Consider the following 18,590-nt stretch of genomic DNA (forward strand, 5'->3'; position numbering starts at 1 on the left):
GCTGTTATGGCAGGGCAATTCCAAACCGCAAAGAGGCCAAGCGACGCAACAGAGCCTGTTTGCGCAGCCCGGCGGGGGGCGTATAGTCGCGCCGATGACACGCATGCCCGATCCTGAGCAGACACTGCGCCGTGGCTGGACGACCGGGGCCTGCGCCACGGCCGCCACCAAGGCCGCGCTTGTGGCGCTGTGGGATGGGGCGTTTCCGGACGAGGTTCAGATCACGCTGCCCAAGGGCGAGCAGCCGGTCTTTCCGCTGGCCCATCGGGCGCGGGGCGCGGACTGGACCGAGGTCGGGATCACCAAGGATGCGGGCGATGATCCGGATGTTACCCATGGGGCGCTGGTGATCGCGCGGGTGCGGGCCTCTGCGGGCGGCGTGCGCTTCGCCGCCGGAGAGGGGGTTGGCCATGTGACCAAGGCCGGGCTGCCCATCGCGGTGGGCGAGCCTGCGATCAACCCTGTGCCCCGATCCATGATGACCGAGGTCGTCACCGCGCTGGCGGCGGAACGAACCCGCGCCCCGGATGTCGAGATCACGATTTCGATCCCCGGCGGGGTGGAGCTGGCCGCCAAGACCTGGAACCCGCGCCTGGGGATCCAGGGCGGGCTGTCGATCCTCGGGACGACCGGCGTGGTGCGTCCCTTCTCCTGCGCGGCCTGGATCGCCTCGATCCATCGCGGGATCGATGTGGCGCGGGCCGAGGGGCTCGGCCATGTGGCGGGCACCACGGGGGCCACGTCGGAGGCGACGGTGCAGACGCTCCATTCCCTGCCGGATCACGCGATGCTCGATATGGGTGATTTTGTCGGCGGGATGACGAAATACCTGCGCAAGCACCCGGTCCCGCGCCTCACGGTCGGGGGCGGCATCGGCAAGATGAGCAAGCTGGCCCAAGGCGCGGTCGATCTGCATTCCAAGCGCTCGCAGGTGGATCTCGGCGCGCTGGCCGCAGCGATGGATGATCCGCGTCTTGCCGGGTGCAACACGGCGCTCGAAGCACTGGAGATCGCCGGGGCGCCTCTGGCCGCCCATGTGGCCGAGACGGCCCGGGCGCGGCTGTGTCAGATGGTCGGGCCCGAGATCGCGGTGGATACCGTGGTGATCGACCGCAAGGGCCAGATCTGGGGCCGGGCGGGATGACGCGGCTCATGCTTCTGGGAGGCACGAGCGAGGCGCGCGATCTGGCGCGCCAGCTGGCGGGGCAGGTGGATCTGACGCTTTCTCTGGCCGGGCGCACCCGCGCGCCGGAGCTTGACGGGGTGCGCACACGGATCGGAGGGTTTGGAGGGGCCGAAGGTTTCGCGCGCCATCTGGCCGGGACCGGGACGGACGCGGTACTCGACGCCACCCATCCCTTCGCGGCCGAGATGTCGCGGCGCAGTGCGGCGGTCGCGGCCCGCGCGGGTCTGCCCTATCTCATGCTGCGGCGCCCGGGCTGGCAGCCTGCCCCGGAGGATGACTGGATCCGTGTGCCGGACACCGCCGCGGCGGCGCGGGTCCCGGGCCCGACAGATCGCGTGTTTCTTGCCACCGGGCGGCAGACCCTACCGGAATTCGCGCGGATGCGCGCGGCCTGGTGTTGGTGCCGGCAGATCGACCCGCCCGAGGGCGCGTTTCCCTTCCCCAAGGGGGAGTTCCTTGTGGGTCGTCCGCCCTTTCCCGAGACCGAGGAGATCGCTCTGTTCAAGCGGTTGGGCGTGACGCTTCTGGTGGTCAAGGATGCGGGCGGTGCGGCCAGTCGCAGCAAGCTCGACGCCGCGCGCGCGCTGGGGATCCGGGTTGTCATGATCGACCGGCCCGACCTGTCGGACCTGCCGCAGGTGAGCACGGTGGCGCAGGCACTGACTTGGGTAGAGGAGTTGCCATGTCCGTCGGACGCCTGATCGAAACCCCCGATTGCGTCGCCGAGGGCTGCGCTTATCTCGTGGACATCGAACCGCGCTTTGCCACGGCCTTTGACGCGACCGGGCCCTTGCCCCTGCGACGGCGGCCGGATGGGTTCGCGGCGCTTTTGTCGGCCATCGTCAGCCAGCAGGTCTCTGTCGCGGCGGCCAATGCGATCTGGGCCCGGCTCAAGGCCGCAAAGCTCACGGGGCCCCGCAAGGTGCTCTGGGCGACGGAGGAGGAGCTGCGCGCTTGCGGTCTCTCGCGCCAGAAGGTCCGCTATGCCAAGGCTCTGGCCGAGGCCAGGATCCGGTTTGCCGATCTGCGCGACGCCCCCGATGACGAGGTGGTGGCGACGCTGGTCGAGGTGCCGGGAATCGGGCGCTGGACCGCCGAGATCTACGCCATGTTCTCGCTGGGCCGGGCGGATGTCTTTGCGCCCGCCGATCTCGCCTTGCAGGAATCGGCTCGGGTGCTCTTTGATCTGCCCGAGCGACCGAGCGAAAAGGCCCTGCGGGAGATGGCCGCGGCCTGGTCGCCATGGCGAGCGGTTGCGGCGCGCGGGCTCTGGGCCTACTACCATGTGGCCAAGAACCGGGAGGGCATACGATGACGCGTATTCTGGACATGGGCCGCAAGGGCCCCGCACAAGGCACCGCCAAGCGGGTGGTTGTGCTGCTCCATGGCTATGGCGCTGATGGCAATGACCTTCTGGGGCTCGCCGATCCGCTCTCGCCGCATATGCCGGAAACCGCTTTTGTCGCGCCTAACGCGCCGGAGGTCTGCGTCAACAACCCCATGGGGTTCCAGTGGTTCCCGATCCCTTGGCTCGACGGCTCTTCCGAAGAAGAAGCCGCAACGAGCATGGAGCGCGCGGTTGAAGACCTGAACGCGTTTCTGGACTCCGTTCTTGAAGACGAGGGTGTAACCCCCGACAATCTCATGCTTTTGGGCTTTTCGCAGGGCACGATGATGAGCCTCCATGTGGCGCCGCGCCGCGAGACCGCAGTGGCCGGGGTCGTCGGCTTTTCCGGTCGTCTGCTCGGGCCGGAGCGGCTCGAGGACGAGATGAAGGTCAAGATGCCGATCCTGTTGATCCACGGGGATCAGGACGAGATGGTGCCGCCGGCCTCCCTGCCGGAGGCGGCCAATGCGCTGAACTCTGCCGGGTTCGAGGTCTATGCCCATATCTCCAAGGGGACGGGCCACGGGATCGCGCAGGATGGTCTGTCGGTGGCGCTGGCCTTCATGCGCGACAAGCTCGGGCTGGAGGACGCCTGAGGCCGGTTTTCGCGCCCGCTCCAACCGCCCCATCCCTGCCCATCGCCCACCGTCACGCGCGCGTCACACTCTGCCCGTAGCTCTGGCAGGCAAGCACCGTATTTGCGGGGCTTGTCAGGTGGCGAACGCCATATATAGTGATAGCAAGCGAACGGGGCGGGGTGTCCCGCCTTGGTCCAAACCTGGATAGACGAGGCGGAGACGGAGTCCCATGAGTGAGCCGATCGAGCGTGAGTTCCGAACGAGTTTTGTCCGAGATCCCCAGAGCCTGCGCCACAACCCGGCCCTTGTACTGAACGCCGATTACCGGCCGCTCTCCTACTACCCGCTGTCGCTCTGGACCTGGCAGGAGGCGGTGAAGGCGGCCTTCCTCGACCGGGTGACGATCCTTGCGGAGTATGACGATGTGGTCCGCAGCCCCACCACCGAGATACGGGTCCCCTCGGTTGTCGTCCTCAAAGACTATGTGAAACCTCAAAAGCGCGTGGCCTTCACGCGCTTTAATTTGTTTTTGCGGGACCAGTTCTGCTGTCAGTATTGCGGGGCCAAGGGGGATCTGACCTTTGACCACGTGGTGCCGCGCGCCAGTGGCGGCGTGACAAGCTGGGAGAACGTCGTGGCGGCCTGTTCGAAATGCAACCTGAAGAAGGGGTCGAAATCGCTGCGCGCCTCGGGCATGTCCCTGCGCCAGACCCCGCGCCAGCCCGCCGCTGAGCAGCTTCGGAATATGGGCCGGAAATTCCCGCCCAACTACCTCCATGAGAGTTGGATGGACTTCCTGTACTGGGACGCCGAGCTGGAAGCCTGAGAAGGCGCTCGGCCCTGTCTGACGTTACGTCCCGTCACCGGCGGATTCCCCGTTGATTTCACGCCCCGCGCTGGCCTAAGCACGCGCAGTGCGGGGCCGTGGCCACGCGGGTGTTTTCCTGTTTCCTGACGTTCGAACCGGCGTTCTCATGCGAGGGCGCATGTCTGCTTTGCCGATGATTGGGGCCTGCCGTGAAGCTCAAGATTGATGTGACGATGAATTACCAGCTTGACCCGAGCCGCCGGGTGCTTCTGGCGCTGGAGGTCGCGGAAGGCCCGGAGCAGGTTGTCCATGCCAGCCATCTCGACATCGATCATGCGCGCCTGCACCGGGTGGACGGCGCGGGCGGGGTGGGGCAACGCACTTGGGCCCAGCTCGGGATCGACCAGATGTGGCTTGGATACAACGCCGAGGTGGAAATCAAGCGCCCGGTGCCCGAGCTCTCTGCGCTGGCACCGACGCCGCTTCATGCGCTGCCGGGCGAGGCGCTGTGCTATCTGCGCCCGTCGCGATTCTGCCAATCCGACAAGTTCACCGCCTTCGTGCAGCGCCGCTTCGGCGGGATCGAGGGCGGGGCCAAGGTGGCCGCCATTCTCGACTGGATCGATGCCGAGATGATCTATGTCCCGGCCAGCTCGGATGCGGAAACCACGGTGATGGAGACTTTCGTGGATCGTCAGGGCGTGTGCCGTGATTACGCCCATATGGTCTGCGCCCTGTGCCGGGCGGCGGATATCCCGGCGCGCTACGCGTCGGTCTACGGGCTGGGCGTGGTGCCGCAGGATTTCCATGCTGTCGCACAGGTCTGGCTGGACGGGGCGTGGCGTCTGGTGGATGCAACCCGCATGTGCGCGCCGGACCAGATGGTGGTGATCGCCGTCGGGCGGGATGCCTGCGATGTCGCCTTCATGGAGACCGAGGGGTTCGCCAGCATGATCACCCAGCAGGTGAGCGTCTCCGCCCTCTAGGCAGACGGGTCAGGCCGAGCAACTCGCCCCGCCCAGCACGCAGAACTTGGCGCAATGGGGGTGGTTAAGCTGTACCGCGCCCTCGGCCTCGGCAAGGCTGGTGCCCAGCTCGAATTCCGGGCTGTAGGGCAGCAATGTGCAGGCCAGCACGGACGGGCTCTCGGCCCCGCGCCGCTTGACCACCATCCGCGAGGAGGCGCACATCACATCATCCGGTGACTTGTTGAGGATCCCCCAGCAAGCGGTTGTGATCTCAGGCACTTCTGCGGTTTCATCCATCTCGGGAAAGAGCACGGTCTGGCCCGGATTGCGGGCATCGATCTGGTAGCCGCGCGCCTCGAAAAGGGCGGCATAGCCATCGCGGCTCTGGGCGTCGGTCTCGCCCCAGACGGTGCGCCCGGCAACGGCCATCCGGATGCCGTGATCGCGCAGCCAATCCATGCCTTCGAGCGTGCGGGCAAAGCTATTCTTGCCGCGCTCTTCGTCATGGCGGTCCTCGGACCAGTGATCGACGCTGATCCGCAGGGTCAGCTTGTCGCCATGGGTCTTCTGCAAATCCAGCAGGCCTGCGCGCATGGATTTGCGCATCATCGGACGCATGGCGTTGGTGAGGATCAGAACCTCATAGCCGCGTTCCAGACAGTCGCGCGCCATCTCGATCATGTCGGGGTTCATGAAGGGCTCGCCGCCGGTAAACCCGATCTCGCGCACATTCCACTGCCGCGCCTCAAGCTGATCCAGATAGTCCCGCACCTCGGCTGCGGTGATATAGACCAGCCGGTCATTGGTCGGAGAGCTCTCGATATAGCAGTTCACACATTCTATGTTGCACAAGGTGCCGGTGTTGAACCACAGCGTGTCCGGATTCGTGAGGGCCACGGAGGCCCGCTGATCGCCCGCTGCGGTCACATAGGGGTCCTGGAACTTGCCGGCATTCGCTGCGAGGTCTTTCATCGTCGTCTCCGTGTTGCCCCTTAGAGGTACGCTGCATCTGCGAGAGAGAAAAGCCATGACACTTGTAGTGACGCTGTTGTGAAGGCATCCTTTTCCCAATGCGTGCTGGACAGGCGCGCGTGCGCCACGTAATTAGGCGGCGTTAGCGCTAACGCCGGGCGTTCGCGCAGTGCAGAAAGTCTTGTGGAGATAGCAACATGGTCGCACGCGTAATTCCAGTCGATGTGTTTGATCTGGTGATCTTCGGGGGGACCGGGGACCTCGCGCGGCGCAAGATCCTGCCGGGTCTGTTCCGACGCCATCTCGCCGGGCAGATCCCCGAGGATGCCCGGATCATCGGCGCGGCCCGGTCCGAAATGGACGCGGAAGCCTATCGTGCCTTCACCCGCGAGGCACTGCACGAATTCGCGCCGAAATCCTGCACGGATGAGGCCCGCGTGGACGAGTTTCTCGCCATGCTCGAATATGTCGCCATCGATGCCAAGGGCGAGGGAGGCTGGTCCGATCTCGCCGCGCTGATGCGCGAGGGCAAGGTGCAGGCCTTCTACTTTTCGGTGGCGCCGTCGCTCTTTGGCGATCTGGCCGAGCGGCTGCATCTGCACAAGATCGCGTCCGAGAATGCCCGGATCGTCGTCGAGAAACCCTTCGGCCGCGATCTGGCCACGGCCAAGGCCCTGAATGCCGGGCTCGCGACCTTCTTTGACGAGGACCAGATCTATCGCATCGACCACTATCTCGGCAAAGAGACGGTGCAGAACCTCATGGCGGTGCGGTTTGGCAATGTGCTGTTCGAGCCGCTCTGGAATGCGCAATTCGTCGATCACATCCAGATCACCGTGGCCGAAACCGTGGGTGTCGGCGGGCGCGGCGAGTATTACGACAAGTCGGGCGCCATGCGGGACATGGTCCAGAACCACCTGATGCAGCTTCTTTGCCTGATCGCGATGGAGCCGCCCAGCCATTTCGACCCGGATGCAGTACGTGACGAGAAGCTCAAGGTGATCCGCGCCCTCGACCCGGTCGCGCCCGATGACATCGTGCGCGGTCAGTATCGCGACGGGGATGACGGGCCCAGCTATCTCGAAGAAGTGGGCGATCCGAACTCCACCACCGAGAGCTTTGTGGCGATCAAGGCCCATGTGGCCAACTGGCGCTGGAACGGCACGCCGTTTTATTTGCGCACGGGCAAGCGTCTGCGGGCGCGGATGTCCGAGATCGTGGTGGTGTTCAAGGAAACCCCGCACTCGATCTTTGGGGCCGATGCCGGGCGCAGCGCCAATATCCTGACCATTCGGTTGCAGCCCGACGAGGGCATGACCCTGCAGGTCACCATCAAGGAGCCGGGGCCGGGCGGAATGCGGCTGATCGATGTGCCGCTCGACATGAGTTTCGCCGATGCCCTGGGGGAAAGCGGAAATGAGATGCCGGACGCCTATGAACGGCTTATCATGGACGTGGTCCGCGGTAACCAGACCCTGTTCATGCGGGGCGACGAGGTGGAGGCCGCCTGGGCCTGGACCGACCCGCTGATCGCGGGGTGGGGCGCGCGCCGCGACCGCCCGCAAAGCTATCATCCGGGCACCAACGGACCCGAGGACAGCCTGATGTTGCTGCACCGGGATGGACGTCGCTGGCGCGACTTGGAGGCGTAATGCAGCTTGAGACCTATCCCGATCGGGACCTGCTGATGATGCGGCTGGCAGACCGGATTGCCGCCGATCTGAAGGAATGCCTGCTGACCCATGAGCGTGCGACGCTCTGCGTGCCCGGGGGGACCACGCCCGGGCCGGTTTTCGACATCCTGAGCGCGGTAGATCTGGATTGGGAGCGGGTCAATATCCTGCTGAATGACGAGCGCTGGGTGCCCGAAAGCTCGGATCGCTCGAACACCGCGCTTCTGCGCAAGCGGCTTCTGACCGGGCGCGCGGCCAAGGCGCGGCTGATCCCGCTGGTTTCAGACGCGGCCACCCCGGAGGACGGGCTCGACGCCCTGACCGAAGGGCTGGATGGCGTGCTGCCGATCTCCGTCCTGCTTCTGGGGATGGGCGAAGACATGCATACCGCCTCGCTCTTTCCCGGGGCCGACCAACTCGCCCTCGCGCTCAGCGATGATGCGCCGCCGCTGGTGGCGATGCGCGCCCCCGGGGCGCCCGAGCCGCGCATCACGCTCAGCGCGCCTGTCCTGAAACAGGCGATGAAAACCCATATCCTGATTGTCGGGCCCGGCAAGAAAGCGGCGCTGGATGATGCCGCGGCCTCGGGCCCGGTCGAAGATGCCCCGGTGCGCTCGGTTCTGCCGAATGCGATGGTGCACTGGGCCGAATAACCTCTCGCTTTTCAAGGAATACATCATGTCCGTCTGGCAACGTCTCTCTTTCCACCATGACCAGACCAAGGACCGCAAGATCCTCGACCTGTTCGAGGACCCGGACCGCGCCAGCGCGTTCTCGGCGCGGCTCGGCGATATGGTCTTTGATTACTCCAAGACGAGTATCGATCTGGCCGGGCGCGACTTGCTGGTCTCGCTCGCCGAGGGGGCCCAACTGGCCGCGCGCCGGGACGCGATGTTCGCCGGTGAGACGATCAACGAAACCGAGGGCCGCGCGGTGCTGCATACGGCCCTGCGCAATCTCGACGGGTCGGTGGTCGTGGACGGGGTCGATGTGATGCCCGACGTCCGCGCGACCTATGACCGGATGGCCGCGTTTTGCGAGGATGTGCGCGGTGGTGCCTTCACCGGGGCCGGGGGGCAGATCACCGATGTGGTCAATATCGGGATCGGCGGGTCCGATCTCGGCCCGGCCATGGCGGCGATCGCGCTCTCACCCTATGCGGACGGGCCGCGCACCCATTTCGTCTCGAATGTGGATGGGGCGCAGATCGCCGAGACCCTCGCCCCGCTCGACCCGACCACAACGCTGGTGATCGTGGCCTCCAAGACCTTCACCACCATCGAAACCATGACCAATGCCGAGACCGCCCGGGCCTGGATGGCCAAGACGGTGGCCGACCCTGCGGCGCAATTCGCAGCCGTTTCGACCAGTGCCGAAAAGACCGCCGCCTTCGGCATCGCGCCGGATCGGGTGTTCGGGTTCGAGGATTGGGTCGGTGGGCGCTATTCCATGTGGGGGCCGATCGGGCTGAGCCTGATGATGGCCGTGGGGCCGCAGGATTTCCGCGCCTTCCTCGACGGTGGGGCGGCGATGGATACCCATTTCCGCGACGCGCCCCTGGCCGAGAACCTGCCTGTTCTGCTGGCGCTCGTGGGGATCTGGCACCACCAGATCTGCGGTCACGGCACGCGTGCGGTGCTGCCCTATGACCAGCGGCTGGCGCGGTTGCCCGCCTATCTTCAGCAGCTGGAGATGGAGAGCAATGGAAAGCGCGTCGCCATGGATGGTACGACGCTGGAGCGGACCGCCGGGCCGGTCGTTTGGGGGGAGCCGGGGACGAATGGCCAGCACGCCTTTTACCAGCTCATCCATCAGGGGCAGCAGGTCGTGCCCTGCGAATTCCTGCTGGCGGCCAAAGGGCATGAGCCCGATCTGGCGCATCAGCACCGGCTGCTTGTGGCGAATTGTCTGGCGCAATCCGAGGCGCTCTTGCGCGGGCGCAGCCTCGAGGTCGCCACGCAGATGATGGCCGCCAAGGGGCTGACCGGGGCCGAGCTCGACCGGCAGGCGCGCCACCGAGTCTTCCCGGGCAACCGGCCTTCGACGACGCTGGTCTATCCGCAGCTCACGCCCTTCATCCTCGGCCAGATCATCGCGCTTTACGAGCACCGGGTCTTTGTCGAGGGCGTCATCCTCGGCATCAACTCCTATGACCAATGGGGCGTCGAGCTGGGCAAGGAACTGGCCACGGCGCTGGGTCCGGTGGTGGCGGGCGAGGCGTCGGCCGAGGGCAAGGACGGCTCAACCCAGGCGCTTGTCAGCTTCGTGCGCGCTCACGCCTGACGGGGTTGCGCCCCGTCGCGCGCCGTGAAAATGGCGCGCTGCTCCTCCGACAGGGGGACGCCGGTCTTGCCATCGGCGTCCAGAAGGACAATGGCCGCGCTGCCCTCGGCGCGCAGCTGGCCTTCGACGAACACGCCGTACTCCATCTGGAAACTGGTGCGGCCAAGCAGGGTGGTGCGGCCCGTGGTGATATAGGTTTCACCCAGATGGAGCGGCGCGTGATAGGTCACGCCCACCGCCCGCATCACCAGCAGCGGCTCGCCCGGCACGTAATCATACACGCCATACTCTGCGAGATAGGTGACGCGCAGGCTCTCGAACCAGCTCAGATAGACCGCGTTGTTCACATGGTTCAGAGCGTCGAGCTCATGGAACCGCACCCGATCCGCCATCCCGAATTGCCACGGGTCCGGCACGCCAAAGGCCCGCAGATCGGCACCAAGCAATGGGGTCAGGACGGGCGGTGTTTGGGTCATCGATGTGTCGTGATCTGGAGCGGGTAACGGGAATCGAACCCGTAACTTAAGCTTGGGAAGCTCGCGTGATACCTTTTCACCATACCCGCTTTGTGACGGTTGGCATAGCCAAGCCGCCAGATGTCGTCAATCGCATTTATCCCCGTCTGCGCCGTCTGCGCCCGCCGCCGTCTGCGCCGCTGCCGGTGTTGAAGGCGACGTCGGGCAGAGTGACGATTTTCGACAGCTCCGGGAAGGGGGCCGTGGCATGGGGGATCGCATTGGCGGCCACGAAATGCTCCTGAAAGCGGGGCTCGATGGCGGTTTCGATCTTGGTGATCCCGGCCACGGTGGCCTCGATCTCGCGGCGCGCGGCCCGGCTGCACAGCGCCATGCGCGCCCCGGTGCCGGCGGCATTGCCCGCCGATTGGACCTTGTCCAGCGGTGCATCGGGGATCATGCCCAGAACCATCGCGTGCTTGGGCGAGATATGCGCGCCGAAGGCTCCGGCGAGTGTTACACGGTCGACCTGCTCGACTCCCATCTCATCCATCAGGAGCCGGGCGCCCGCATAGAGCGCGGATTTGGCAAGCTGGATCGCGCGGATATCGCCTTGGGTCACCGTGACAAGCGGACCGCCCTCGGCCCGGCCATCATAGAGCACATAGGCAAAGGTTCGCCCCTCGGGGACAGACCGCGCGGTGCCGGTCTGCTCCGGCCCGCCGATCAGGCCGGACGGGTCCAGAAGGCCCGCGATCCGCATTTCGGCCACCGCCTCGATGATGCCGGAGCCGCAAATGCCTGTGACGCCGGTAACCGCGATCTCGGTGGCGAAGTCCGGGTCGTCGGACCAACGCTCGGAGCCGATCACGCGAAAGCGCGGTTCCTTGGTGGCCGGATCGATCTCGACCCGCTCGATCGCCCCGGGGGCCGCGCGTTGACCCGAGCTGATCTGCGCGCCCTCAAAAGCCGGCCCCGTGGGCGAGGAACAGGCCAGAACCCGCTCGCGATTGCCCAGCAGGATCTCGGCATTGGTGCCCACATCCACGATCAGCACGAGGTCTTCGGATTTGTCCGGCGCCTCGGAGAGGGCAACTGCAGCCGCATCGGCGCCCACATGACCGGCGATGCAGGGCAGGAGATAGGCGCGCGCCGCCGGGTTCGCCGCGCTCAGACCCATGTCGCGCGCGGGCAGCTCCAGCGCGCCGGAGCTTGCCAGTGCAAAGGGCGCCTGACCGAGTTCCACCGGGTCGATGCCCAGCAGAAGGTGGTGCATCACCGGGTTGCTGACAAACACGAGCTCAAGCACGTCATGCGCCGGCACCCCGGCCTCGGCACAGATCTCGATGGTCAGCGTGTCGAGCGCGTCGCGGACCGCGCCGGTCATGGCCTCGGCCCCATCCGCGTTCATCATCGCGTAGGACACGCGCGACATCAGATCTTCGCCAAACCGGATCTGCGGGTTCATCAGGCCGGAAGAGGCCACGACCTCGCCCGTGCTAAGATCGCAGAGATGCCCGGCGATGGTTGTCGAGCCGAGATCGATCGCGAGGCCCCAGATCGGGCCGTCGTGATAACCGGGCCAGATCTCGACCAGCACGGGCTGCGCCGCGCCGGTATTCATGGCCACGGTCACCTGCCAACCGCCTTTGCGCAGGGCGGGCTGCAGTTTGCGCAGCACGCTTAGCGGCGCGATCAGATCCGGCAGGTCCCATTGCGCGGCGAGGGCGGATTTCAACCGTTCGAAATCGCCCGAGGGTTCGTCCATAGCCGGGGCTTCGACCTCGACGAAATAGAGCCGCGTGGCCGGGTCCATGGAGATGGCGCGGGTGCTTGCCGCCTTGCGAACCACCTGCTTGTGGACCTGGCTTGTGGCAGGGACATCAATGACCATGTCGCCCTGGATGCAGGCCTGGCAGCCGAGACGCCGCCCCTCGGCCAGCCCACGCTTGTCGTCATACCGCGCCTCGACCGCGTTCCAGTCGGACAATGCGCCCTCGGCGACCTCGATCCCGAATTTCGGAAAGCTGCCAAAGGAGGGCGTCACCTGGCATTTCGAGCAGATCCCCCGCCCGCCGCAGACACTGTCGAGATCCACGCCGAGCTGTCGAGCGGCGTCCAGAACGCTGGTGCCCTTCGCCACATATCCGCGCTGACCCGAGGGGGTGAAGACCACCATGGCCTCATCGGCCGATACGGCGGACCCGACGAGATCCTGGGCAGAGGGGGTATCATTGGCCATGACGCGATGCCTTCGAAAGAATTACCCCTTGATATGTAACCCGTCCTGCGCGCGGCTAAAGCGCAAAGCCGACACCCGGAGGGTCATTCTCGTCACAATGATCATGAACGCCCTTCATGGGTGCCTGTCACTGCCCCTAGCGCCCGACCCGTGCGAATTCCGAGCGGACATCCGGACCGATCCCGAGATAGCCCGCGGTGACCTTGGCGATATGGTCTGTGATGCGCACCTTCTGGGTGATCCCCTGGGCTTCGGCCTCGATCGCCTGATCGCCGACCAGCGCCACGAGATCGGCCTGGATCGTCTCGGCATCGGTCAGGGCGGCGCCGTTGCCCATATCGAAGACCTGCATGGCAAAGGTGATGTTATGCACGCCCGAACTGCTGAGCCCATAGCGGGCAATCTCTGTCAGGGCGTGGAAGGTGCCGACCGTCACCTTGATGCGCACCGGGGTTGAACCCGACAGCCCCGAAGCGCCGCGTGTCACGCCGTCTTCCACGATCGCGGCGACCTGATCATAGCGCGTGCTGCCATCGCCCAGCGGATCCTCGCGCCAGACGATATCGGCATCGGGCAGATAGACATTGTCTTCGCTAACGCTCAGCGTTTCGGGCACGGTGACCACCACATCGCCCAGACGCCAGTTCTGCGACACCGAACTCGGCACGGGCGCATCATAGCTGGTCTGCCATGAGGAACAGGCAGCGAGGAGCACGAGGCTCAGAAACAGGCTCAGGATCGCTTTCATGGCAACTCTCTTTCGCGGTGCGGTTCCCCGCGACTAGCATCCGATTGGTAAAGATATCGGCAATATGCGCCATTTTCGAAGGCAATATGCGGGGATTGTCAACTCTCCCTCCGGTTGTTCCAGCCCTTTCGGCGAGGGCTCGCGTGCGGATCAGGAGCCGAGGATCCCGGGTCCGAGCGCCCAGACCGCAAAGGGCACCGGCGCGGCCGCACAGGCAATGGTCAGCAATGTGGCGCGCGGGTTGTAGAGACGGCTGAGCCCCGCGATCAGGCAGAGCCCGCCGCCGCCGCCAATCACCGAATTGCCCGGCAGGTTGAGCGCGCCCGCCAGCGCGAGATAGCGGTAGTTCACCACGTAAGGCCCCAGCCATGCGGGCAGGCGGCTGCGCAGGAGGGCAAGCCGACGCTCGGGGCTGAGCGCGGCGACCTGATCGAGCAGCTCGCAGGCCTTGCGCAGGCGCAGATCCTGAAACACTCCGTGCAGCCAGGCATAGGGCAGGACGCGCCCGGCCAGAAACGCCAGCCCGAGCCCGAGGCAGGTCGCAGCATAGACAAAGGGCGCGATGGCTGCCCCCTGTAGCACCAAGAGGGTCACTCCGATCTCGATCCCGGGCACGAAGGGCATCGCGATCAGCAGCGCATAGAGAGCCAAGGCGAGCACCAGAACCGAGATCTGCGCCGGGCCACGGGTGGCTTCGGGCAGAGTCTCGGCGGTCTCCATCGCCTCCATGATCAGGGATTGTGCCGCGAAGGCCACGGCGAGGATGATCAGCAGGCGCAGCGCCAGCCGCGCCAACGTCTTGCCAAGGCCCGGCGGGGCGTAGCCCAGGCGCGCGGGCGTATTGGAGGGGGCTTTGGGGACCACCGCACGAGGGTGACCCCGAAGCGGGCGCAAAGCAAGCCCTGCCTGAGGGCCTTGCAGTGCGGCGGGGCTCAGCCCGCGCGCCGCCGTCCGCCACGCCGCCCGCCGCGCGCACCGCCCCCGGCCGCCGCCTTGGCAGCCTCGGGGAACGGAGTGCCCGCCTTATGGGCCTCAAGCACCCGGGCGAAATTGATCCACTGGCCGCCATTGGGGTCGTGGTTCATCAGGAAATTCGCGGCGTGGATCGCCTCCATCTCCTGGGCGCGGATCGGGTTCATGATCGCGCTGGTCATGCCCGCCGCAATCGCCATGGGCAAGAAGGCCGCCCCGAGACCGTGCCGGTTCGGCAGGCCGAAGCTGATATTGGAGGCCCCGCAGGTGGTGTTCACGCCCAGCTCGTCGCGCAGCCGCGCCACCAGCGTGAAGACCTGCCGCCCGGCCGTGGCCATGGCGCCGACGGGCATCACCAGCGGGTCGACCACGATGTCATGGGCGGGGATGCCAAAATCCGCCGCGCGCTCGACGATCTTCTTGGCGACGGCAAAGCGGACATCCGGATCCTCGGAGATGCCCGTATCATCGTTGGAGATCGCCACCACCGGCACATTGTACTTCTTCACCAGCGGCAGGATCACCTCGAGCCTCTCTTCCTCGCCGGTCACCGAGTTCAGAAGCGGACGGCCCTCGGCCATTTCCAGCCCGTTTTCCAGCGCGCCAGGCACCGAGCTGTCGATGCAAAGCGGCACATCGACCAGGGCCTGCACCCGGCTGACCAGCTCTTTCATCAGCATGGGCTCGACGAAATTGTTGTCCGCATAGCGCGGGTCCTCGGCCATCTTGTTGGTGAAGACCGCGCCGGAATTCACATCCAGCACCATGGCCCCGCAGGCAACCTGTTCCAGCGCGTCTTTCTCGACCGTGCTGAAATCGCCCGCCTCAAGCTCGGCGGCGAGCTTCTTGCGGCCCGTGGGATTGATCCGCTCGCCGATCACGCAGAAGGGCTCGTCAAAGCCGATGGTGACAGTCTTGGATTTGGATTCGATGACAGTGCGCGTCATGCGGCGGCTCCTGATTGGCGGTCGAGCAGGGGCCCGAGCGCAGGGTCTGTGAAATCGGCGAGGGTCGCGGTGGCCCCGGCGGCGCGCAAGGTCGCGTCATCGAGGGTGGAGCGGAGGCCGAGCGTCGGAATGCCCGCCGCGACCGCGGCGCGGATGCCCGAGGGGCTGTCCTCGAAGGCGAGGGCGGTGTCTGGCTGCGCGCCGACGCGGCGCAACCCTTCGAGATAAGGCGCGGGGTCGGGCTTGCCCGCGCTGCATTCGTCGCTGACCACCAGCGTGTCAAAACGCGCGGCGACCCCGATCGAAGACAGCATAAACTCCGCATTCACCCGGGGCGCATTGGTCACCACGGCCTTAGCCCAGCCCGCTTGATCCGCCCGGTCGAGCAGGGCGAGCAGCCCCGGCATGGGCGGCGCGTCATGGCCCAGAAGGTCGCGAAAGGCGGCCTCCTTTTCCTCGGCCATGGCGGCACCATCTGCGCCCGGAAAGAACTCGGCAAAGATCTCGGCATTCAGGCGTCCATGGATCCGCGTGTTATAGAACGCCTCGTCGATCTCGCGCCCATGGGCGGCGAACTGGTCCATGAAGGCCCGCGCATGGAGCGGGTCCGACGCGAGCAGGGTCCCGTCGAGATCGAAAAGCAACGCCTGTATCATTCCGGTGGTTTATCCTTGCTGGCTGGCGCTGGCGGCGCCGCCTGACTGTTCGGCGATCCAGGTCGCGGAAGTCTTGATCCCGCCCAGGGGGAAGACATGGACCTGACTGATCAGGCTGGCGGGATTGGCCGCCTTGTAGGCCACCAGATCGCGCAGCACCTCGTCGGGCGTGTAGGGCAGCACAAGCTTGGTCACATCCATGGCGCGTTTCTGCAGCACCTTGAGCGAGGGTCCCACGCCGCAGGCAATGGCGAATTTGATCAGGGTCTGCAGCTTGGCAGGTCCGGCAATCCCGAGATGCACGGGCATCGTGATCCCCTGATCCTGCAGCCGCTCGGCCCAGGCGGCGATCGGGGCCATCTCGAAGGCAAACTGCGTGGCAATGGCCATCCGGGCGTCGGTCTGCTCGGCAAACCCCTGCTTCCACGCGAGAGCCGCGTCCACCTCGGCGGTGCCGCCCTTGGGGTCGATATCGCGGTTGCCCTCGGGGTGGCCGGCAACATGCAGATGAGTGAACCCGGCCTTGTCGAAGAGGCCCGTATCCAGCAGTTGCATCGAGCTGTCATAGGCGCCCACCGGATCGGGACGCCCGCCGGCGAGGATCAGGCCCTGCCGGATATCCGCCTCGCCCTGATAGCGCGCGATCCAGTCGCCCAGCGTGGCCGCATCCGCAATCGAGCGGGCCGGGAAATGGGGCATGACCTCGAAACCGTCGGCCGCCAGACGGGCGGCGGTGCGCACCATGTCCTCAATCGGCGTGCCGTCGATATGGGCGATATAGACCCGGGTCGACCGGGGCAGGAGGGCGGTGAAATCCGCGACCTTCTCGGCGGTGCGCGGCATCACCTCGATGGAGAACCCCGCGAGGATATCCGCCAGCGATCCGTCCGGTCCGGCAGGGCGGCCGGGGCGTTTGAACTGCAAAAGTGCCATCACGGCCTCCGATATGCGGCGGGGAATCAGGCCCAACCGTCCTTGTCGATCAGCGCCTTGATCGCGGCGGTGTCGAATTCGGCTTCGAGCCGGGCCGCTTCGGCCTCGGCGATCTCGGCCTGATCACCATCCACGGGATAGGGCGCTGCTTTCCTCCACTCAGCCAGATAGGCATCGGTTCCCGCGGCGCCCACCTTCATCGCACAGCGATCGATCGCTTGCTCGAAGCGCTCGCTCAGTTGCTTCTTGGCGCCGCGGCGTCCCTTGCCCACGATGACCTGGGCCGGGATGTCGCGCCAATAGACGATGGTCACATCGGGCATACCCGACCTCCTCTGTGGCTATGTCCTGTATGACGCGGGTGCCGCGCCGGGTGCGGTGCATTTTCGACATGCGCCGCGACAAGACCGACCATTTGCAGTGTTCCCATCTTCTAGGAGGACCGGGCCCCGCGGGCCAGAGCCGCGCATCGGAAAAATTCTCATGGTTTTTATGAGGCGCGGGCTCTGCGCGGCCGCCTTGCTCTAAACCCTGCGATTCTATATAATTTTAAACAACCAAGGATTGAACTGATGTCGAAACGATCCCGGAGACGGGCCAGCTCCCATCTTCGTGCCGTGCCCGATCCCGCCGAGCCGGTTCAGGGGATCGTGCCCGCCTCCGCGCGCCGCCCGGGCAAGGGCCCGGCTGCAACCGCCGGATCGAGCCCGGCCATGGACGGGAAGCCGGATCCGGCGGATCTCTATGCGGCACTCGATCTGGGGACGAATTCCTGCCGGATGCTGATCGCACAGCCCAAGGGCAACCAGTTCCATGTGGTCGACAGTTTTTCGAAATCCGTGCAGCTCGGCCATGGGCTTGAGGCCTCCGGGCGGCTCAGCCGCGCCTCCATGGCGCGCACGGTTGGGGCGCTCAAGATCTGTCAACGCAAGCTGACCACCCATAATGTGCAGCGGATGCGGCTTGTGGCGACCGAGGCCTGCCGCCGAGCCACCAACGCGCCGGAGTTTATCTCGCTTGTCCAGCGCGACACCGGCCTCGCGCTCGAGATCATCGAACCGGAGCAGGAGGCGCGCCTCGCCGTGGTCTCCTGTGCGCCGCTCGTGTCCACCAAGACCGAGCAGCTGCTGGTGGTGGATATCGGCGGCGGCTCTACGGAGCTTGTCTGGATCGATCTGAGCGGGGTGCCCCGGCTGGAGCGGCCCAGTGCGATCATGCGGCTTCATGCGGGGTTTGACGAGGTCACGCCGGGGCTTGCGCCTGCGCGGGTGGTCGACTGGATTTCGGTGCCCCTCGGTGTCGCCACGCTCAAGGATCAGTTCAGCGATGTGGATGATGATGCCGCGCGCTTTGCCCTGATGAGCTGGTTCTTCGAGGAAAACCTCGCGGATTTCTCGCCCTATAATGAGACCGATCAGGTGCGCGAGGGTTTCCAGATCATCGGCACCTCCGGCACGGTCACGACCGTGGCGGCGAGCCATCTAAACCTGCGGCGCTATGATCGCAACAAGGTGGACGGGCTGCGCATGACCTCGGATCAGATCGATACGGTGATCCAGACCTATCTCGCCATGGGCCCCGAGGGCCGCCGCAAGGACCCGCGGATCGGGCGCGATCGGCACTCTCTGATCATGTCCGGGTCGGCGATCCTGCAGGCGCTTCTGCGGGTTTGGCCCACGGACCGGCTCTCGGTCGCGGATCGGGGCCTGCGCGAGGGGCTGCTTTATGCCCAGATGAGCGCCGACGGCGTGCTCGAAGACGGACCCTACTGACGGATCGGAC

The 18,590-nt window shown here is 65.9% G+C and carries 19 protein-coding genes and 1 tRNA gene; 10 read left to right on the plus strand and 10 right to left on the minus strand.

Annotation, left to right across the window (positions count from 1 at the left end; genetic code table 11):
* The first annotated feature begins 94 nt into the window (after positions 1–94).
* The 6 genes from ACP15I_RS07345 (at position 95) to ACP15I_RS07370 (ending at position 4,945) form a co-directional block, all read left to right on the plus strand.
* On the plus strand, positions 95–1,144 hold the full coding sequence (locus tag ACP15I_RS07345) for a cobalt-precorrin-5B (C(1))-methyltransferase (protein ID WP_424974546.1): 1,050 nt from the start codon (positions 95–97) through the stop codon (positions 1,142–1,144).
* Positions 1,141–1,887, plus strand: coding sequence for a cobalt-precorrin-6A reductase (locus ACP15I_RS07350; RefSeq protein ID WP_424974547.1), 747 nt, complete (start codon positions 1,141–1,143; stop codon positions 1,885–1,887). The genes ACP15I_RS07345 and ACP15I_RS07350 overlap by 4 nt, the downstream gene beginning before the upstream one ends.
* A complete protein-coding gene (locus tag ACP15I_RS07355) occupies positions 1,869–2,501 on the plus strand; it encodes a DNA-3-methyladenine glycosylase family protein (protein WP_424974548.1) in 633 nt (210 codons plus the stop codon). The genes ACP15I_RS07350 and ACP15I_RS07355 overlap by 19 nt, the downstream gene beginning before the upstream one ends.
* Positions 2,498–3,169, plus strand: a complete 672-nt coding sequence (locus tag ACP15I_RS07360; RefSeq protein ID WP_424974549.1) for an alpha/beta hydrolase — start codon at positions 2,498–2,500, stop codon at positions 3,167–3,169. Before ACP15I_RS07355 ends, ACP15I_RS07360 begins: the two co-directional genes overlap by 4 nt.
* A 211-nt stretch (positions 3,170–3,380) precedes the next feature.
* On the plus strand, positions 3,381–3,977 hold the full coding sequence (locus ACP15I_RS07365; protein ID WP_424967643.1) for an HNH endonuclease: 597 nt from the start codon (positions 3,381–3,383) through the stop codon (positions 3,975–3,977).
* A 191-nt stretch (positions 3,978–4,168) separates the two neighbouring features.
* The gene (locus tag ACP15I_RS07370) at positions 4,169–4,945 is read left to right on the plus strand and encodes a transglutaminase-like domain-containing protein (protein WP_424974550.1); all 777 of its coding nucleotides are present in this window, start codon (positions 4,169–4,171) and stop codon (positions 4,943–4,945) included.
* Positions 4,946–4,954: 9 nt separating this feature from the next.
* On the opposite strand, the gene ACP15I_RS07375 is transcribed toward ACP15I_RS07370, so the two are convergent.
* Positions 4,955–5,899, minus strand: coding sequence for a radical SAM protein (locus ACP15I_RS07375; RefSeq protein WP_424974551.1), 945 nt, complete (start codon positions 5,897–5,899; stop codon positions 4,955–4,957).
* Positions 5,900–6,096: 197 nt separating this feature from the next.
* On the opposite strand from ACP15I_RS07375, the gene zwf reads away from it, so the two are divergent.
* Genes zwf through pgi form a run of 3 tightly spaced genes read left to right on the plus strand, consistent with a single transcriptional unit; the run spans position 6,097 to position 9,855 of the window.
* Complete coding sequence (gene zwf, locus ACP15I_RS07380) at positions 6,097–7,551, plus strand: glucose-6-phosphate dehydrogenase (RefSeq protein WP_424974552.1); 1,455 nt, start codon at positions 6,097–6,099, stop codon at positions 7,549–7,551.
* Complete coding sequence (pgl, locus tag ACP15I_RS07385) at positions 7,551–8,225, plus strand: 6-phosphogluconolactonase (RefSeq protein ID WP_424974553.1); 675 nt, start codon at positions 7,551–7,553, stop codon at positions 8,223–8,225. Before zwf ends, pgl begins: the two co-directional genes overlap by 1 nt.
* Positions 8,226–8,250: 25 nt before the next feature.
* Positions 8,251–9,855 carry a glucose-6-phosphate isomerase gene (gene pgi / locus ACP15I_RS07390; RefSeq protein ID WP_424974554.1) on the plus strand — a complete coding sequence of 535 codons (1,605 nt, stop codon included), beginning with the start codon at positions 8,251–8,253 and terminating at the stop codon, positions 9,853–9,855.
* On the opposite strand, the gene ACP15I_RS07395 is transcribed toward pgi, so the two are convergent.
* The 9 genes from ACP15I_RS07395 to ACP15I_RS07435 form a co-directional block, all read right to left on the minus strand.
* A complete protein-coding gene (locus ACP15I_RS07395) occupies positions 9,846–10,331 on the minus strand; it encodes an acyl-CoA thioesterase (protein WP_424974555.1) in 486 nt (161 codons plus the stop codon). The two genes, pgi and ACP15I_RS07395, sit on opposite strands and share 10 nt — an antisense overlap.
* Before the next feature lie 15 nt (positions 10,332–10,346).
* Positions 10,347–10,420, minus strand: a tRNA-Gly gene (locus tag ACP15I_RS07400).
* A 47-nt stretch (positions 10,421–10,467) separates the two neighbouring features.
* On the minus strand, positions 10,468–12,552 hold the full coding sequence (locus ACP15I_RS07405) for an ASKHA domain-containing protein (protein ID WP_424974556.1): 2,085 nt from the start codon (positions 12,550–12,552) through the stop codon (positions 10,468–10,470).
* Between the two features lie 136 nt (positions 12,553–12,688).
* A complete protein-coding gene (locus ACP15I_RS07410; RefSeq protein ID WP_424974557.1) occupies positions 12,689–13,300 on the minus strand; it encodes a DUF6778 family protein in 612 nt (203 codons plus the stop codon).
* A gap of 150 nt (positions 13,301–13,450) precedes the next feature.
* The gene (locus ACP15I_RS07415; RefSeq protein ID WP_424974558.1) at positions 13,451–14,164 is read right to left on the minus strand and encodes a hypothetical protein; all 714 of its coding nucleotides are present in this window, start codon (positions 14,162–14,164) and stop codon (positions 13,451–13,453) included.
* Between the two features lie 68 nt (positions 14,165–14,232).
* The gene (locus ACP15I_RS07420) at positions 14,233–15,219 is read right to left on the minus strand and encodes a methyltetrahydrofolate cobalamin methyltransferase (RefSeq protein ID WP_424974559.1); all 987 of its coding nucleotides are present in this window, start codon (positions 15,217–15,219) and stop codon (positions 14,233–14,235) included.
* Positions 15,216–15,875, minus strand: a complete 660-nt coding sequence (locus ACP15I_RS07425; protein ID WP_424974560.1) for an HAD family hydrolase — start codon at positions 15,873–15,875, stop codon at positions 15,216–15,218. Before ACP15I_RS07425 ends, ACP15I_RS07420 begins: the two co-directional genes overlap by 4 nt.
* A 9-nt stretch (positions 15,876–15,884) precedes the next feature.
* On the minus strand, positions 15,885–16,808 hold the full coding sequence (locus ACP15I_RS07430; protein WP_424974561.1) for a methylenetetrahydrofolate reductase: 924 nt from the start codon (positions 16,806–16,808) through the stop codon (positions 15,885–15,887).
* Positions 16,809–16,834: 26 nt separating this feature from the next.
* Positions 16,835–17,131, minus strand: coding sequence for a virulence factor (locus ACP15I_RS07435; RefSeq protein ID WP_424967656.1), 297 nt, complete (start codon positions 17,129–17,131; stop codon positions 16,835–16,837).
* Positions 17,132–17,521: 390 nt separating this feature from the next.
* On the opposite strand from ACP15I_RS07435, the gene ACP15I_RS07440 reads away from it, so the two are divergent.
* Positions 17,522–18,580, plus strand: coding sequence for a Ppx/GppA phosphatase family protein (locus ACP15I_RS07440; RefSeq protein WP_424974625.1), 1,059 nt, complete (start codon positions 17,522–17,524; stop codon positions 18,578–18,580).
* The last annotated feature ends 10 nt before the right edge of the window (positions 18,581–18,590 follow it).

Origin of the sequence: Dinoroseobacter sp. S124A, from assembly GCF_049801015.1 — a bacterium.
Classification (GTDB): Bacteria; Pseudomonadota; Alphaproteobacteria; order Rhodobacterales; family Rhodobacteraceae; genus Dinoroseobacter.

Bases quoted from the DNA above. Each gene is read 5' to 3' on its own strand.
- pgi (WP_424974554.1), top strand. From the start codon at position 8,251: ATGTCCGTCTGGCAACGTCTCTCTTTCCACCATGACCAGACCAAGGAC.
- ACP15I_RS07395 (WP_424974555.1), bottom strand. From the start codon at position 10,331: ATGACCCAAACACCGCCCGTCCTGACCCCATTGCTTGGTGCCGATCTG.
- ACP15I_RS07435 (WP_424967656.1), bottom strand. From the start codon at position 17,131: ATGCCCGATGTGACCATCGTCTATTGGCGCGACATCCCGGCCCAGGTC.
- ACP15I_RS07430 (WP_424974561.1), bottom strand. From the start codon at position 16,808: ATGGCACTTTTGCAGTTCAAACGCCCCGGCCGCCCTGCCGGACCGGAC.
- ACP15I_RS07405 (WP_424974556.1), bottom strand. From the start codon at position 12,552: ATGGCCAATGATACCCCCTCTGCCCAGGATCTCGTCGGGTCCGCCGTA.
- ACP15I_RS07355 (WP_424974548.1), top strand. From the start codon at position 1,869: ATGTCCGTCGGACGCCTGATCGAAACCCCCGATTGCGTCGCCGAGGGC.
- ACP15I_RS07360 (WP_424974549.1), top strand. From the start codon at position 2,498: ATGACGCGTATTCTGGACATGGGCCGCAAGGGCCCCGCACAAGGCACC.
- ACP15I_RS07440 (WP_424974625.1), top strand. From the start codon at position 17,522: ATGGACGGGAAGCCGGATCCGGCGGATCTCTATGCGGCACTCGATCTG.
- ACP15I_RS07410 (WP_424974557.1), bottom strand. From the start codon at position 13,300: ATGAAAGCGATCCTGAGCCTGTTTCTGAGCCTCGTGCTCCTCGCTGCC.
- ACP15I_RS07420 (WP_424974559.1), bottom strand. From the start codon at position 15,219: ATGACGCGCACTGTCATCGAATCCAAATCCAAGACTGTCACCATCGGC.
- ACP15I_RS07345 (WP_424974546.1), top strand. From the start codon at position 95: ATGACACGCATGCCCGATCCTGAGCAGACACTGCGCCGTGGCTGGACG.
- ACP15I_RS07425 (WP_424974560.1), bottom strand. From the start codon at position 15,875: ATGATACAGGCGTTGCTTTTCGATCTCGACGGGACCCTGCTCGCGTCG.
- zwf (WP_424974552.1), top strand. From the start codon at position 6,097: ATGGTCGCACGCGTAATTCCAGTCGATGTGTTTGATCTGGTGATCTTC.
- ACP15I_RS07375 (WP_424974551.1), bottom strand. From the start codon at position 5,899: ATGAAAGACCTCGCAGCGAATGCCGGCAAGTTCCAGGACCCCTATGTG.
- ACP15I_RS07365 (WP_424967643.1), top strand. From the start codon at position 3,381: ATGAGTGAGCCGATCGAGCGTGAGTTCCGAACGAGTTTTGTCCGAGAT.
- ACP15I_RS07350 (WP_424974547.1), top strand. From the start codon at position 1,141: ATGACGCGGCTCATGCTTCTGGGAGGCACGAGCGAGGCGCGCGATCTG.
- pgl (WP_424974553.1), top strand. From the start codon at position 7,551: ATGCAGCTTGAGACCTATCCCGATCGGGACCTGCTGATGATGCGGCTG.